Origin of the sequence: Clostridium sp. 1001275B_160808_H3 (genome assembly GCF_015550425.1) — a bacterium.
Lineage (GTDB): Bacteria > Bacillota > Clostridia > Clostridiales > Clostridiaceae > Clostridium.
The window spans coordinates 72234-88628 of the sequence record NZ_JADNAT010000006.1; the positions used below are offsets into that span (position 1 = coordinate 72234).

Consider the following 16395-nt stretch of genomic DNA (forward strand, 5'->3'; position numbering starts at 1 on the left):
TTCCACCTCAACTATTATACTCCACCATATCTCCTGTCTCTATGCTGATAATCATATATGGCTTTATGTAAATGTTCTTCTTTAAAATCTGGCCAACATACATTGGAGTACCAAAATTCTGAATAAGCACATTGCCATAACAGGAAATTACTAATTCTTTGTTCACCTGAAGGTCTTATAATCAAATCTGGATCTGGTGTATTATTAGTATATAAATATCTTTCAAATATTTTATCATTAATATCATCTATATTTATATTTCCCTTTTTAGCATCTTCTGATACCATTTTAACTGCTCTTATTATCTCATCTCTCCCACCATAATTGAAAGCTATACTTAAAACTATTCCTTTATTATCTTTAGTTATATTTATTGCTTCATTAATTTCTTCTTGAGCATCAATAGGTAACTTGTTAATATCCCCTAAAACTTTGATTACAACACCATTTCTATTTAATTCTGCTAATTCACTTCTCAAATATTCAACTAGCAATTTCATAAGTGCAGAAACTTCTTCATTTGGTCTTTTCCAATTTTCAGTTGAAAATGCATATAACGTAAGGTATTTTATTCCTAAAATATGCGATTCTTTTATTACTCTTCTTATAGTTTCAACACCAGCTTTATGCCCCATAGTTCTTGGAAGCTTTCTTTGCTTAGCCCATCTTCCATTTCCATCCATGATTATAGCTATATGTTTAGGTATATTTTCTTTATCTAAAACTATTTCTTCTTTATTTTTTTTATTTCTACTAGTTTTAAAAATATCTAACATATTTATGTTCCCTCCACCATTACTAATATGGAAAAAAACCTGCTAAAGGCAGGTTTTAAATTGACATAATCTCTTTTTCTTTTGCCACAATTATTGTATCTACTTCTTTAACGAAAGAATCTATTACCTTTTGAACTTTTTCTTCTGAATTTTTAAGTTCATCTTCAGTTATTTCTCCATCTTTCTTTAATGCTTTAATCTTATCATTAGCTTCTCTTCTTATAGATCTTAAAGCAACCTTTGCTTCTTCACCTGTTTTTTTAACATTTTTAACAAGGTTTTTTCTTGTTTCTTCTGTTAATTCTGGAACTACTAATCTGATTACGCTACCATCATTTGATGGATTTATTCCTAAATCTGAAGTAAGTATAGCTTTTTCTATTTCTTTCATTAAACTTTTTTCCCAAGGTGATATTACTAAAACTCTTGGTTCTGGTGCCGAAATATTAGCTACTTGATTTAATGGACATGGACTACCATAGTAATCAACTTGTATTCTATCAAGCATTGTTGGGTTAGCCCTCCCGGCTCTCATAGTTGAAAGATCAGATTTTAATACAGAAATAGTTTTGTTCATTTTTTCTTCTGCTCTTTGAATAATATCCTTAATCATAAAAACCTCCTATTTTTTAGATGAAACTAAAGTTCCTATTTTCTCACCAGAAATAGCTCTTTTTATATTTCCTGGTTCCTCTAATCCAAATACTAAGATTGGAATACTGTTATCCATACATAAAGAAGTTGCAGTTGAATCCATTACTTGTAACCCCTTCTCAAGAACTTCTATATAAGTAAGTGTATCATATTTTTTAGCATCTGAGTACTTATATGGATCTTTATCATATACACCATCAACTTTTTTAGCTAGTAGTATAACATCAGCTTCAATTTCTGCTGCTCTTAAAGCTGCTGTAGTATCAGTTGAGAAATATGGATTTCCTGTTCCTGCTGCAAATATAACTACTCTACCTTTTTCTAAATGCCTCACTGCTCTTCTTCTTATAAATGGTTCAGCAATTTCTTTCATTTCGATAGCTGTTTGAACTCTTGTCATTACTCCGTTTTGTTCAAGTGAATCTTGAAGCGCTAAAGCATTTATACATGTAGCAAGCATTCCCATATGATCTGCTTGTGATCTATCCATACCTTCTCCACTTCTTCCTCTCCAGATGTTTCCTCCACCTACTACTAATCCTACTTCTACTCCCATTTCTACTAAGTCTTTAACTTCTAATGTGATTCTTTTTATTATATCAAAATCAAATCCAAATCCATTTACACCTGCTAAAGCTTCTCCTGAAACCTTTAGAATTACTCTCTTATATTGACATTTATCCATTCTTAGTACCTCCATATATTATTCGGTTACTTCCTAAAAAAAGAGAACACATATGTGTCCTCCTTTGTATTACTTAGTCATCTTAGCTACTTCTTCTGCGAAGTTATCTTCTGCTTTTTCGATACCTTCTCCTCTTTCGAATCTTACGAACTTATTGATAGTTATAGGAGAACCAACTTCCTTTGATTTTTCTTGAAGGTATTTGCTTATGCTCTTATCGCCATCTTTTACCCATGCTTGATCTAAAAGACAAACTTCCTTATAGTATTTTTGAATTCTTCCCATTACCATTTTTTCAACTATGTTTTCTGGTTTTCCTTCATTTAAAGCTTGAACTCTGTAGATTTCTTTTTCTTTTTCTAATGATTCTTGATCAACATCTTCTCTGCTTAAGAATGTTGGGTTAGCTGCAGCAACTTGCATACAAACGTCCTTTGCTACTTCTGTTAAAACAGTAGCATTATCAGCTTCGCATCCTAATTCAACTACAACACCTATTCTTCCGCCACCATGGATATAGCTTTCTACAACGCCATTTGCCACAGCAAACTTGTTGAATCTTCTTACAGTCATATTTTCACCTAACTTAGCTATTAAAGCAGTAAGTGCTTCTGAAACTGTATTTTCAGCATCAAATTTTTCAGCAACAAATTCTTCTACAGTTGTAGCAGAAGTTGTAGATGCCATTTGAGCTAATCTATCTGCAAAAGTTACAAATTCTTCATTAGCAGCAACGAAGTCTGTTTCACAGTTTAATTCAACTATACCTGCTGATTTCTTATCTTCAGATATGTAAGTTTTTACTATACCTTCAGCAGCAACTCTTCCTGCTTTTTTAGCAGCAGCAGCAAGACCCTTTTCTCTTAATATTTCAACAGCTTTTTCCATATCTCCTTGAGCTTCTGTTAAAGCTTTTTTGCAGTCCATCATTCCTGCACCAGTTTTTTCTCTTAATTCTTTAACTGATTGAGCAGTTATCATAATGTAAATTCCTCCTAACTTAATGTAAACCTTATTATTTAGGTCAAAAGGTAAATGAGTTAACTCACCTACCCTTTAATTTTATTACTCAGCTAATTGTTCGCCTTGTCTTCCTTCGATTATACCATCAGCAATTTTAGCAGTTATTAATTTAACAGCTCTGATTGCATCATCGTTTCCTGGAATTACGTAATCAACTTCTTCTGGATCACAGTTAGTATCAACTATACCTACTACTGGTATTCCTAATATCTTAGCTTCTGAAATTGCGTTCTTTTCTTTTCTTGGGTCAACTACAAATATAGCACCTATGTTAGTAGAATCTAAGTTCTTAATTCCACCTAAGTTCTTTTCTAGTTTTTCCATTTCACCTTTTAACTTTATAACTTCTTTCTTTGGTAAAACTTCAAATGTACCATCTTCTTCCATAGTCTTTAAAGTTTCTAATCTGTTAATTCTTGTTTTGATAGTTTTGAAGTTTGTTAACATACCACCTAACCATCTGTTATTAACAAAGTGCATGTTTGATCTTATTGCTTCTTCTTCGATAGCTTCTTGAGCTTGTTTCTTAGTTCCTACAAATAAGATCTCTTTTCCTTCTGCTGCAACTTCTTTTATAAAGTTATAAGCTTCATCAACTTTCTTAACAGTCTTTTGAAGATCTATTATATATATTCCATTTCTTTCTGTGAATATATAAGGAGCCATCTTAGGGTTCCATCTTCTTGTTTGGTGTCCAAAGTGTACACCTGCTTCTAATAATTGTTTCATTGATATAACTGACATTCTGTTACCTCCTGGTTTTTTCCTCCATTGCCTTCTTATAGAGTTTCCTAAAATAAGGCACCATCTCTATAAATCTGACAATGTGTGTATTTATTTACCTTAGATAGTATAACATAAGCTAATTGTAGTAGCAACATTTTTTTCATCTAAAAATCAATAAATGTAAAATTAAATATTTTTACATTATTAGAAAATTCAATATTTTTCTACAATCTTTTTATTTCATAAAACTTTTTTAATTACTATCAAATATTTTTGTATAAACTATTCTAATTTTTCTTATAAATTCTAAAAGCGTCAAATTACAACAAGTAACTTGACGCTTTTAGTTTATGTTAATTTATCTTTTTTAATTCATCTAATAACTTTTCATTTAATATTTTTATGTGTGTTCCCTTCATCCCAAGAGATCTTGATTCTATTACTCCTGCACTTTCAAATTTTCTAAGTGCATTAACTATAACACTTCTTGTTATACCAACTTTATCAGCTATTTTTGATGCAACTAATAATCCTTCATTTCCTTCTAATTCACCAAAAATATGTTCCACAGCTTCAAGTTCTGAGTATGATAAAGTTCCTATAGCTAATTGTACAACAGCTTTCTTTCTTGCTTCATCTTCTATTTCTAATTGCTTTGATCTTAGTATTTCCATTCCTACTATAGTTGCACTATATTCAGCTAAAACTAAATCTTCATCTGTAAATTCTTCACCAAATCTTGCAAGAATTAAAGTACCAAGTCTTTCTCTATTTCCGATTATAGGAACTATTGTACTAATCTTATCTTCCATAATACAATTTCCTTGATTTTCAAAAACACATAAACCTTTATTAGCTAAATTAGCAATACTTTCATGAACATTTAATAAATTATCATTATAATCTTTTGGAAATCTCTTTTCATCTATAACTTGATTTTTCATAACATCACATTCAAAATTTTTTGAAAATGAATATCCAAGAATCTTACCTTTTCTGCTTGCCACATAGACATTACATAATAATACTTCACTTAATAAAGAACATATGTCTTCAAACGCTACAGGATCTGTACCGGATTTTTGCAGTATCTTATTCAACATTCTTGTCTTATTTAATAATGATGACATCCCATCTTCCTCCTATAAATAAAGCCTGTTAAATTTTTTGAAAATTTGAAATTGATCAAATTTTCTCAAAACATCTTAATTACTTATTTATACTAACATAGGAAGTACTTATTTTCAACAAATTTTTTATGCTTTTCGACATTTCCTTAGAAAAATTGCTTATTTTAATATTTTATTAAATTGTAATTGATTTCTATTCGTTAATTATCATTACTTTCCCTATTTAAGTTAACAGTTTTGTTACAATTCGAATCAGAACATTGTGCATAGCTTCCTTTAGCTTTACTATATTTTAAAACCATATAAGCACCACAATCTGGGCATTTATCTTTTAACGGTTCATTCCAACTAACAAAATCACATTGCGGATAATTAGCACAACCAAAGAACTTTTTACCTTTTTTACTTTTTTTCGCTAATATCTTTCCTCCACATTTTGGACAAGGTGCTTCAATTTCTTCAACAATAGGTTTTGCATTTTTACATTCAGGATATCCTGGGCAAGCTAAGAAATCCCCATATCTACCATGCTTTATTACCATCATACGACCGCATTTATCACACGGAACATCACTTACCTTATCCTCTATAACGACCTTAGAAACCTCTTTTTCAGCCTTATCTATTGCAATTTTTAATGGCCCAAAGAATTCTCCAACTACTTTTCTCCATTCTTCTTGACCTTCTTCTATATGATCGAGATTTCTTTCCATTTCAGCTGTAAAATCAACATCTACTATTTGTTTAAAATATTCGCTAAGCATATTATTAACTATAAAACCAAGTTCTGTTGGAAATAATACTTTCTTCTCTCTCTTTATATAATCTCTACTCAATAATGTAGTTATTGTAGGAACATAAGTACTCGGTCTTCCAATTCCCTTTTCTTCTAGTAATTTTACAAAGGATGCTTCAGTATAACGTGCCGGCGGTTGTGTGAAATGTTGTTTTCCTTCTATATCAACTTTATTTAACTCATCATTTTCTTCTAACTTAGGCAATGAAACATCTTCATTATCTTCATCCGTTAAATATTCATAAAGTTTCATAAATCCATCAAATTTTACAGTAGATCCACTTGCTCTAAACTTATAGTCTCCATTTTTAATTTCTATGTTATTAGTATTCAACTCACAGGAAGCCATTTGACTTGCCATAAATCTATTCCAAATTAATGCATATAACTTATATTGCTCTGTAGTTAAAGAAGCCTTTGCAATTTCCGGAGTAATATCAATTATAGATGGTCTTATGGCCTCATGGGCATCTTGAATATTTTTCTTTCCCTTATATATTCTTGGAGAATTTGGTGCATAATCTTCTCCAAAATTCGAATTGATAAATTCTAATGCTTTTCCTTGTGCTTCATCTGAAATTCTAACTGAGTCAGTTCTCATATAAGTTATTAATCCTACTGTTCCATAACCTTTAACTTCAACACCTTCATATAGCACTTGAGCTATAGACATTGTTCTTTTAGTCATAAAGTTCAACTTTTTTGATGCTTCTTGTTGAAGTGTACTTGTTGTAAAAGGTGGTAATGGATTTTTTACCTTCGTTCCTTTTTTCACTTTAGTTACAATAAACTTATCTTTCTTTAACTCGTCTATTATTTTCTCACTTTCTTCTTTAGTACTTATTTCAATCTTTTTACCTTTATATTGTGATAACTTTATTGGAAACTTCTTTCTGTCTTTAGTTGCTATGCAATCAACGGTCCAATACTCTTTAGGTTCAAAACGATTAATTTCTTCTTCTCTATCGCATATAAGTTTTAACGCTGCTGATTGAACTCTTCCTGCACTTAAACCCCATTTTATATTCTTCCATAATATAGGGCTAATTTCATAACCAACTAATCTATCTAATATTCTTCTCGCTTGTTGTGCATCTACTAAATTTATGTTTATCTTTCTCGCTTCTTTTATAGATGCCTTTACAGCTGTTTTAGTAATTTCGTTAAATACTATTCTACATTTTTCATCTTCTGAAATATGTAAAATATTAGCTAAATGCCATGATATTGCTTCCCCTTCACGGTCAGGATCAGTTGCAAGATATATCTTATCTGCTTTCTTAGCTGCCTTTTTAAGTTTACTTAAAAGTTCGCCTTTTCCTCTTATAGTTATATATTTTGGATTAAAATTATCTTCTATATCAACGCCCAATGTACTTTTTGGCAAATCTCTTACATGTCCCATAGATGCTTCTACTATATAATTCTTACCAAGATACTTTCCTATAGTCTTAGCCTTTGCAGGTGATTCTACTATTACAAGATTTTGTCCCATACATAAAAACTCCAGTAATTTTTATGGAGTTTACACCCCCTTAAATTTATAATGATTTTGCATAATAATTGCCTGGAAGACAAATAATTTCATTTCTATTTTGCATTTCAAATAATAACTCAAATAATACCTTTCTGTCAACATTTACAGATTCTATTATATCATCTAAATGTTTTGGTTCATTATCTATAACCTTTAAAAGACACTGTTTATATCCATTATTTTCATTTTTTTCTTTAATATCTTTTTTTATATTAAAAAAATCATATAAATCTTCTATTTCAGTAAATGGTTTTGCTCCATCTCTTATTAATTTATTACATCCTTCACTATTCCCATTTATCACCGGTCCAGGAACTGCCATTATGTCTTTACCTATGTTTAAAGCATAATCTACAGTGATAAGAGTACCACTTTTTTTGGTTGCTTCCACTATTATTACTTTGTCACTTATTCCACTTATTATTCTGTTTCTTCTTGGAAAATTATATGCCATAGGTGGAGTTTTAGGTAAAAATTCTGAAATTAATAACCCTTCTCTTATAACTTTCTCATATAATAATTTATTGCATTTAGGATATACTACATCTATACCACATCCTAATATCCCTATAGTTTTACCTCTATATTCTAAAGCAATTTTTTGTGCTACTGAATCTATTCCAGCTGCTAATCCACTTACAACAGTTATATTATTTTCACTTAATTCTCTTCCTATAATTTTAGCTACTTCTATTCCGTATTGTGTGCATTTTCTAGCTCCTATTACAGCTGCTAATTTTCCCCTTAATAAATCTAAGTTTCCTTTATAAAATAGTACGTAAGGTGGTTCTTCAATATGCTTTAAAATTTCTGGATACTCTTTTGAGTTAATTGTAATATATCCTATTCCACTACTATTTATGTAATTATTAAAATCACTGATTTTCTCTTCAGAAATATTTTTATCTTTTATCTTTTGTAATTCTCTTATTTCATTTTTTTGCTTCCTAATATTACTTTCATTTTCATATCTTTTTAATAGTAATAACTTCTTCTCGTTAGATATATTAGTTAAAATAAACCATAATTCGTCATTTTTCATAATAACCACCTTTAATTAAATTATTTCTCCATCTACATTTTTTCTATACCCTAATGCTTCAAAAACGTGATGTTCATATATTTTATCTGAAGCTTCTAAATCTGCAATTGTTCTAGAAATCTTTATTATTTTATCATATCCTCTCATTGTTAAATTGTATCTTTCATAACACATCTTTAATAAACTTTTTGCACCTTCTGAAATTTTAAATAAATACTCAAAATCTCTTCCTCTCACCTCTGAATTATAGCTATATTCACTATTTTTATATCTGATTTTTTGTATTTCTCTCGCTTCTAATACCTTTATTTTCATCTTTTCGGAACTTAAATTATCATTTTTTTTCGATATATCCTCATACTTTAATCTCGGTACGTAGTTTAACAAATCAATTCTATCTAGAAGGGCTCTTGATAATCTATTTAAATATTTTCTTCTTTCATTTTCTGAGCATATACATCTATTTTCATCTACTCCTCCTAAGTAAAGTCCACAAGGACAAGGATTAAAAGCTCCAACAAGCAAGAAATTAGAAGGTAATTTATATGTTCCATTAACCCTATTGATATTAATAACTTTTTCTTCTAATGGTTCTCTTAAAACTTCTAACACTTCTCTTTTAAATTCCAATATTTCATCTAAAAAAAGTACTCCATTATGTGCTAAAGTTATTTCCCCAGCCTTTACTTCTTTTCCACCACCAACCAATGCTATTTTAGTTATTGTATGATGTGGATTTCTAAAAGGTCTAATCACTCCATCTTCACCTGAAAATATACCAGATGCACTATATATCTTTGCAATTTCCATTTCTTCCTTATAAGTAAGAGGTGGTAATATAGATGGCAATGCCTTTGCAAGCATTGTCTTGCCTGAACCTGGTGACCCATAAAGCAATATATTATGTTTACCTGCAGCTGCTATTTCCATTGCTCTTTTAGATGTTTTTTGTCCTATTATATCTGAAAAATCTAAATATAATTTATTAGCTTTTTTAACCTTTTCTTCAAAACTAAATGGCAATAAATCTTCATTATTAATAAATGAAACAACTTCTTTTAAATTTCTAAAAGGATAAAAATTACCTACATTAAAGGATCTTAATTCATTTAGATTATTAAAAGGAAAAATGAAATTATTTTTCTTATTATTTTCCCCTTCAAATATTATCGGAAGTATTCCCTTTATCTCTTTTAGATCTCCACCTAAAGAAAGTTCACCAAAAACTATAAATTCTTTTAAATTTTTGTTAATTATTTGATTTGATTTCATAAGTATGCCAAGAGCTATAGGTAAATCAAGTAATGAACCTATCTTTTTAATATCTGCTGGCGCTAAATTTATAGTAATTCTTCCTAGTGGAAACTCAAACCCGCTATTAACTATAGCAGACCTTACTCGTTCCTTTGATTCTTTTATTGAAGCATCAGGAAGACCCACTATACTAAAACTTGGCATTCCTTTATTAATATCCACTTCAACATTTATAAGTATTCCATCAAGTCCATTATGTGTAGCACTTATTATTTCTATTGACATAATTATCACCTCTTAAACATTATTGACATTCTAATTTAATTATTAAACATCATTTTTTATGATTTAATATATTATTTTTGTCAATATTATAAGGTGATGATAATTTTCTATAATTATTAATTTTATTTAATTAATGGTGGTATTTTATGAGTAAATTTAATAAATGTATTGGATCTTATGGTGAAGATTTAGCTTCATCTTATTTAAAATCTAAAGGCTATTACATATTGAAAAAAAATTTTAGAAATAAATATGGAGAAATTGATTTGATATGTAGACATGATGGTTTAATAATATTTGTAGAAGTAAAAAGCAGGTATAACTACAACTATGGATTACCATGTGAATCTGTTACTTCTTCAAAACAAAAACAAATAATTAATTTATGTAAATTTTATATACTTACAAGAAAGTTATTTAATTATAATTGTAGGTTTGATGTTGTGGAAATTTATTTCAATTCAAATAATGAATCTTATTTACTAAATCATATAGAAGATGCCTTTAGAGGTTATTAATAAAATAAGTATAAACGGTTTAAAAGGGTCTCACATTTCGTTACCCCTAAAAAATAATATGGAATCATAAAGGGAGTCGCGAAATGCGACCCCCTTTCAAAAAAATAAATTAACTTTTTCAAGGCAATAAACCTTACTAAAATTAAATAAAGTAAATTCATAAGACTGTACTTCTATATTATATATTTGACTTAAAGTATATTCTTTAAAAATGATTTTCTATGTATTTTACATGCTCCAAATTTCTTTAAACCTTCAATATGTTTACTAGTACCATAACCTGCATTTTCCTCAAAAGCATAATGTGGATACTCTTTTGCATAATCTTTCATTAAATTATCTCTATAAACCTTTGCTAAAATAGATGCAGCAGCTATTGATGCTGACTTTGCATCACCTTTTATTACTGATTTATTTGGAATATTAATTCCCTTAACTAAATATCCATCTGATAAAACAAGATCTGGCTTAATTTTCATTGATGTACAAGCTTCTAGGAATATATTATTATTACAATAAGCTATACCCTTTTCATCGATTTCATCATTTGAGCTTTCTGAGATAAAATATGCTAACGCTTTTTCTTTTATTATTTCCGATAAAGCTTCTCTTTTCTTTTCTGATAATTTCTTAGAGTCATTTAACCAAAGTATAAGTTCATCTTCCATGACATTTAAATCTAATATAACTGCACATGATACAATTGGTCCTGCAAGCGGACCTCTTCCTACTTCATCAACTCCAGCTACATATGTATACTTTCCAAATCCTTTATCGAAATTATACATTAATTTTACTCTTTGAACTTCTTTTTCTATCTTTTTCTTTTCTTTAAGTAACTTTTCAGCTAATGCTTTAACATTTTTTCTTTCATCTAAAGATAGCTTATCAATCAAATATACAAGTTCTGCATTATTTCTTTCTTCAATTATATTTATATTATCTACATGAGACTTTATATCTTTATAACTTAAAGTTTTTATATCCTTTTTTAATAAATCCATTAAATTACCCCTCTAACTCTTCTATATCATTTGGGCGCTCTAATGAAATATTGCCTATTTTCCCACCTCTAAACTCGTCTAAAAGAATTACAGCTATTCTATTATAATCTATTTCTCCGCCTTTAACTAAGCATCCTCTTTTTCTCGCTATGCTATTTAGTGTTTCTAGTGGATCTTCATTTATTTCTTCAATTTTATATCTTTCTTTTAATTTATCACCATAAAAGCTTTGAAGTCTTTTTACTAAATTAAATGATAGTTCCTCTATATCCATTATTTCATCCTTAATTGCTCCAGTAAAAGCTAAATTAAGGGCGGTTTTTTCATCTTCAAACTTAGGCCATAAAACTCCAGGTGTATCAAGCATTTCTATATCCATCTTAGTTTTAATCCATTGTTTACTCTTTGTTACTCCAGGTCTATCCCCTGTCTTTGCTATATTATTTTTAGCCATCTTATTTATAAATGTAGACTTACCCACGTTAGGTATTCCTACTACCATAACTCTCATTTGTATTTTTACTAAACCCTTAGCCTTTAATCTATCATGCTTTTCCTTTAATAATAAATCTAAGGTTGGTTTAATTTGATTTAATCCTTTTCCTGTTAAACAATTTACTTCTATAACTTTTACATTTTCTGAAGATAAATGATTCATCCACATTTTTGTTACTCTTGCTTCTGATAAATCACTTTTATTTAAAAGTATAACTCTTGGCTTTCCTTCACAAAGTTTATCTATATCAGGATTTGCTGAGCTTCTTGGTATTCTAGCATCTCTTATTTCAATAATTGCATCTACCAATTTTAAGTTTTCTTTTATTTCTCTTTGAGTTTTTTTCATATGTCCAGGAAACCAGTTAATTGTAGGCATATTAAAATTCCTCCCTATCTACTTAATATTTTGTATTATATCCATTTATATTTTCTTATATATCAATAATTAAAATTTAATTTCTTTATAAGTAAAAAAGCAATCATATGTAATTCACATATCATTCCGTTGCCTTATTTCAGTTTAACGCAAATTTACATATGGTCACTTTAAAAATGAAGATAAATATTATATAAACTTATTTACACAATAATATCATTGTACTTTCCTAAAAATAAAGAAAAAGGGACTTATAAAAGTCCCTTACTTAATCATTAGATAATTATCTAACGTTTAATTCTTTAACTTTAGCAGCCTTACCTACTCTGTCTCTTAAGTAGAATAACTTAGCTCTTCTAACTTTACCTTTTCTTACAACTTCCATTTTATCAATGATTGGAGAGTTCATTGGGAAAGTTCTTTCTACTCCAGTTCCGTAAGCAACTCTTCTTACAGTGAAAGTTTCTCTTAATCCACCGTTTTGCTTCTTAATAACTGTTCCTTCAAACATTTGTACTCTTTCTCTTGTACCTTCTTTAATTTTAACGTATACTTTAACAGTATCTCCTACGTGGAAATTTGGAAGATCACTTCTCATTTGTTCTGCTTCAATAGCTCTTATTATTTCGTTCATTGTGTAGTCCCTCCTTAAATTTATATTAGACGTTCTTAACAAATACTTGACAGAGGACCGCCCGTACTAACACAAAGGTTATTTTAACATAAGTAATGTTATATTTCAACAATTTATTTATACTTTTCTAGTATTTTTTTATCCTCTTTAGTAAGAGTCATTTTATTATATAAGTCTTCTCTTTTTCTTTTAGTTATTATTAATGATTGAGCTCTTCTCCATTTTCTTATATTCTCATGATGTCCTGAAAGCAATATATCTGGAACCTTATCTCCTTCAAATTCCTCTGGTCTTGTATACTGTGGATATTCTAATAATCCATCTGAAAATGATTCATCAATATAACTTTCTTCTTTTCCTAAAACTCCATTTTTTAATCTTAATATAGAATCAATTATAGGAATTGCTGCCATTTCACCACCAGTCAATATAAAATCTCCTAATGATATTTCTAAATCTATATGCTTATAAACTCTTTCATCAATACCTTCATAATGTCCACACATAAATATAAGCTCATCTTCCTTTGCTAAGTCTTTAGCCATATCTTGATTAAAAGTTTTTCCTCGTGGTCCTAGAAAAATTACTTTTCCATTATTAGATTTTTTGCAATGCCTTATAGAATCTACTAATGGTTGAGGAGTCATTACCATTCCAACTCCTCCACCATAAGGATAATCATCTACTTTTTTGTGCTTATTCACTGTAAAATCTCTTATATTTATTGCATCTATTTCTACAAGTTTTTTTTCTTTAGCTTTTCCTATAATACTGTGATTAAATATATCAAACATTTCAGGAAATAATGTAAGAATATTAATCTTCATCTTGCCATTCTCCTACTGGTTTTATTGTAATTTTTCTATTTTCTACATCTATATCTGTCACTATATCCAAAAGAACAGGTATTAATAACTCCTTTGGTTTTCTTATCCAATACACATCATTATTTTTTGTTTGTATTACATCATAAACTTCCCCTAAAGATTTACCTTCTGTATCATAAACATTGCATCCTATTATATCTGCAATATAATATGTATCCTCTTCTAATGGAACTGCATATTCTCTTGGAATTTCCATATATTTATTTTTATATTTTTCTGCTTCTTCTATAGAATCAATTCCTTCTATTTTCACTATTACTCTATCTTTTTGAAATTTACAACCTTGAATTTTTCTTTCTACTCCATCAATTAATACAAAATCTAAATCATTATATCTTTTAGGGTCATCAGTTAAAGCTATAACTTTTACTTCTCCTTTTAATCCATGAGTATTTACTATTTTCCCAACTCTTAAAATATCCCTCATTTTAGCACCTCTTTTTATTAAATTATTTATTTCAATTTATCTATTTAGCTTAGTATTGTCCATATATACTAAAGTTAAAACACTAATTTTAATTTAGCATATTTAATATTTCTAATATTTCTATAATATTTGATAGATACATTAGAAATATTACAATTAATTATATATTTTCTTATAGTAATTGTATGTTTAAAAAGAGTTAGGATTATCCTAACTCTTTACATCAATAATTTCAACTACTACTTTTTTGTCTTCTTTCATTGCTGCTGCTTTTACAACAGTTCTAATAGCTTTTGCTATTCTTCCCTGTTTACCAATTACTTTTCCCATGTCTGCAGGAGCAACCTTTAGTTCCAGAATAATTGATTGCTCTCCTTCGATTTCATTTACATGAACTTCATTTGGATTATCCACAAGGGATTTAGCTATAATTTCAATTAATTCCTTCATAAACACCTGTAATTATGATAATTACAGAGTTCACCTCCTAAAAATTACTTATTTAATCCTGCTTGAGCAAAAAGTCTCTTAACTACATCTGTAGGTTGAGCTCCATTTTGAACCCATTTAGTAGCTTTTTCTTCATTGATTTTAACTTCAGCTGGTTCAGTTAAAGGATTGTAGTATCCTATTTCTTCTATGAATCTACCATCTCTTGGTGCTCTTGAATCAGCAACTACTATTCTATAGAAAGGAGCTTTCTTTGCACCCATTCTTCTTAATCTGATTTTTACTGCCATGTTGTTTCACCTCCTTTAAAAGTATAATTTATATTAACTCATAAAAGGTAATTTACCAAAGAATCCTTTTTTAGATTTCTTTTGAAATGACTTCATTTGTTTCATTTGCTTTCTCATCATATCAAAGCCCTTAATGAGTTTATTTACTTCTTGTAATGATGTACCTGAACCTTTAGCAATTCTTTTCTTTCTTGAAGATGATCCAGCTATAAGCTTTGGATTTCTTCTTTCCTTTGGTGTCATTGAATGAATTATAGCTTTTACTCTGCCTAACTGTTTTTCACCAGCATCGAAATCTATATCTTTCACTTCCTTTGGAATCCCAGGCACCATTTCCATTATCTTGCTTAAAGATCCTAGTTTTTTCATTTGTTCCATTGCTGTTAAATAATCTTCATAAGTAAAATCATTTTCTAGCATTTTTGAGCTTAATTCTTGTGCTTCTTTATCGTCAAAGGCTTGCTGAGCTTTTTCTATTAATGAAAGGACATCTCCCATTCCTAATATTCTTGAAGCCATTCTATCTGGATAGAAAACTTCAAAATCACTCATTTTTTCACCCACACCAATAAACTTAATTGGTTTTTCTGTAACACTTCTAATTGATAAAGCTGCTCCACCTCTTGTGTCACCATCAAGCTTAGTTAATATAACACCAGAAACATCCAATGAATTATTAAAGCTTTCAGCAACATTTACGGCATCTTGACCTGTCATTGAATCTACTACAAGTAATATTTCTTGTGGATTTACCACTTCTTTGATAGATTTCAATTCTTCCATAAGATTTTCATCTATGTGCAGTCTACCTGCTGTATCTATTATTATTACATTATTTCCATTTTCCCTTGCATGAGCTATACCTGCTTTTGCAATATCAACAGGATTTACTTTATCACCCATTTGAAAAACTGGAATATCTATTTGCTTTCCAACTACCTCTAATTGTTTAATAGCTGCTGGTCTATATATATCACAAGCTACTAAAAGAGGTTTTTTATTTTGCTTTCTAAGTTGTAGTGCAAGCTTACCACTCATTGTAGTTTTACCTGCCCCTTGAAGACCAACCATCATTATAACTGTTGGACCTACAGAGTTAAAGTCTAATTTACTTTCACTACCTCCCATAAGATTAGTAAGTTCTTCGTTAACAATTTTTATAACTTGTTGAGCTGGAGTTAAGCTTTCTAAAACTTCATTTCCAACACACTTTTCACTAACGCTTGAAATAAACTTCTTAACTACTTTAAAGTTAACATCAGCTTCAAGTAACGCAAGTTTTACTTCTCTCATGGCTTCTTTTATATCTTTTTCAGTTAGCTTTCCTTTGCCCTTAAGCTTCTTAAAAGCTTCCTGTAACTTATCGGATAAACCTTCAAAAGCCACGTTAATCCCTCCTATGA

General features: G+C 29.3%; 18 protein-coding genes. 1 reads left to right on the forward strand and 17 read right to left on the reverse strand.

Going from position 1 to position 16395, the window contains the following annotated elements; all coding sequences use genetic code 11:
• Positions 1-14: 14 nt before the first annotated feature.
• The 9 genes from I2A75_RS06205 to I2A75_RS06245 form a co-directional block, all read right to left on the reverse strand.
• Positions 15-776 (reverse strand): isoprenyl transferase, encoded by a 762-nt coding sequence (locus I2A75_RS06205; protein WP_195263613.1) that lies wholly within the window; start codon positions 774-776, stop codon positions 15-17.
• 55 nt (positions 777-831) lie between these two features.
• Complete coding sequence (gene frr, locus I2A75_RS06210; protein WP_195263614.1) at positions 832-1389, reverse strand: ribosome recycling factor; 558 nt, start codon at positions 1387-1389, stop codon at positions 832-834.
• 9 nt (positions 1390-1398) lie between these two features.
• The gene (gene pyrH, locus I2A75_RS06215) at positions 1399-2115 is read right to left on the reverse strand and encodes a UMP kinase (RefSeq protein ID WP_195263615.1); all 717 of its coding nucleotides are present in this window, start codon (positions 2113-2115) and stop codon (positions 1399-1401) included.
• 69 nt (positions 2116-2184) lie between these two features.
• On the reverse strand, positions 2185-3096 hold the full coding sequence (tsf, locus tag I2A75_RS06220) for a translation elongation factor Ts (RefSeq protein ID WP_195263616.1): 912 nt from the start codon (positions 3094-3096) through the stop codon (positions 2185-2187).
• An 84-nt stretch (positions 3097-3180) separates the two neighbouring features.
• Complete coding sequence (gene rpsB, locus I2A75_RS06225; protein WP_195263617.1) at positions 3181-3882, reverse strand: 30S ribosomal protein S2; 702 nt, start codon at positions 3880-3882, stop codon at positions 3181-3183.
• Between the two features lie 335 nt (positions 3883-4217).
• On the reverse strand, positions 4218-4994 hold the full coding sequence (gene codY / locus I2A75_RS06230; RefSeq protein ID WP_195263618.1) for a GTP-sensing pleiotropic transcriptional regulator CodY: 777 nt from the start codon (positions 4992-4994) through the stop codon (positions 4218-4220).
• Between the two features lie 200 nt (positions 4995-5194).
• Complete coding sequence (gene topA / locus I2A75_RS06235; protein WP_195263619.1) at positions 5195-7285, reverse strand: type I DNA topoisomerase; 2091 nt, start codon at positions 7283-7285, stop codon at positions 5195-5197.
• 46 nt (positions 7286-7331) lie between these two features.
• On the reverse strand, positions 7332-8369 hold the full coding sequence (dprA, locus tag I2A75_RS06240; RefSeq protein ID WP_195263620.1) for a DNA-processing protein DprA: 1038 nt from the start codon (positions 8367-8369) through the stop codon (positions 7332-7334).
• 15 nt (positions 8370-8384) lie between these two features.
• Positions 8385-9908, reverse strand: coding sequence for a YifB family Mg chelatase-like AAA ATPase (locus I2A75_RS06245; protein ID WP_195263621.1), 1524 nt, complete (start codon positions 9906-9908; stop codon positions 8385-8387).
• Between the two features lie 146 nt (positions 9909-10054).
• Here I2A75_RS06245 and I2A75_RS06250 point away from each other — a divergent pair, with 146 nt between their 5' ends.
• A complete protein-coding gene (locus tag I2A75_RS06250) occupies positions 10055-10426 on the forward strand; it encodes a YraN family protein (RefSeq protein WP_195263622.1) in 372 nt (123 codons plus the stop codon).
• A gap of 191 nt (positions 10427-10617) precedes the next feature.
• Here the strand turns inward: I2A75_RS06250 and I2A75_RS06255 are convergent, their stop codons facing one another.
• The 8 genes from I2A75_RS06255 to ffh all read right to left on the reverse strand — a co-directional run bounded on the left by I2A75_RS06255 (position 10618) and on the right by ffh (position 16378).
• Positions 10618-11430, reverse strand: coding sequence for a ribonuclease HII (locus I2A75_RS06255; RefSeq protein ID WP_195263623.1), 813 nt, complete (start codon positions 11428-11430; stop codon positions 10618-10620).
• 4 nt (positions 11431-11434) lie between these two features.
• Positions 11435-12304 (reverse strand): ribosome biogenesis GTPase YlqF, encoded by an 870-nt coding sequence (gene ylqF / locus I2A75_RS06260; protein ID WP_195263624.1) that lies wholly within the window; start codon positions 12302-12304, stop codon positions 11435-11437.
• Between the two features lie 283 nt (positions 12305-12587).
• The gene (rplS, locus tag I2A75_RS06265) at positions 12588-12938 is read right to left on the reverse strand and encodes a 50S ribosomal protein L19 (RefSeq protein ID WP_195263625.1); all 351 of its coding nucleotides are present in this window, start codon (positions 12936-12938) and stop codon (positions 12588-12590) included.
• Positions 12939-13051: 113 nt separating this feature from the next.
• Positions 13052-13765, reverse strand: a complete 714-nt coding sequence (gene trmD / locus I2A75_RS06270; protein ID WP_195263626.1) for a tRNA (guanosine(37)-N1)-methyltransferase TrmD — start codon at positions 13763-13765, stop codon at positions 13052-13054.
• Complete coding sequence (gene rimM, locus I2A75_RS06275; protein WP_008678380.1) at positions 13755-14252, reverse strand: ribosome maturation factor RimM; 498 nt, start codon at positions 14250-14252, stop codon at positions 13755-13757. Before rimM ends, trmD begins: the two co-directional genes overlap by 11 nt.
• A gap of 210 nt (positions 14253-14462) precedes the next feature.
• Complete coding sequence (locus I2A75_RS06280; RefSeq protein WP_008678378.1) at positions 14463-14702, reverse strand: KH domain-containing protein; 240 nt, start codon at positions 14700-14702, stop codon at positions 14463-14465.
• A gap of 44 nt (positions 14703-14746) precedes the next feature.
• A complete protein-coding gene (gene rpsP / locus I2A75_RS06285) occupies positions 14747-14992 on the reverse strand; it encodes a 30S ribosomal protein S16 (protein WP_008678375.1) in 246 nt (81 codons plus the stop codon).
• 33 nt (positions 14993-15025) lie between these two features.
• Positions 15026-16378 (reverse strand): signal recognition particle protein, encoded by a 1353-nt coding sequence (gene ffh / locus I2A75_RS06290; protein WP_195263627.1) that lies wholly within the window; start codon positions 16376-16378, stop codon positions 15026-15028.
• Positions 16379-16395: the final 17 nt, after the last annotated feature.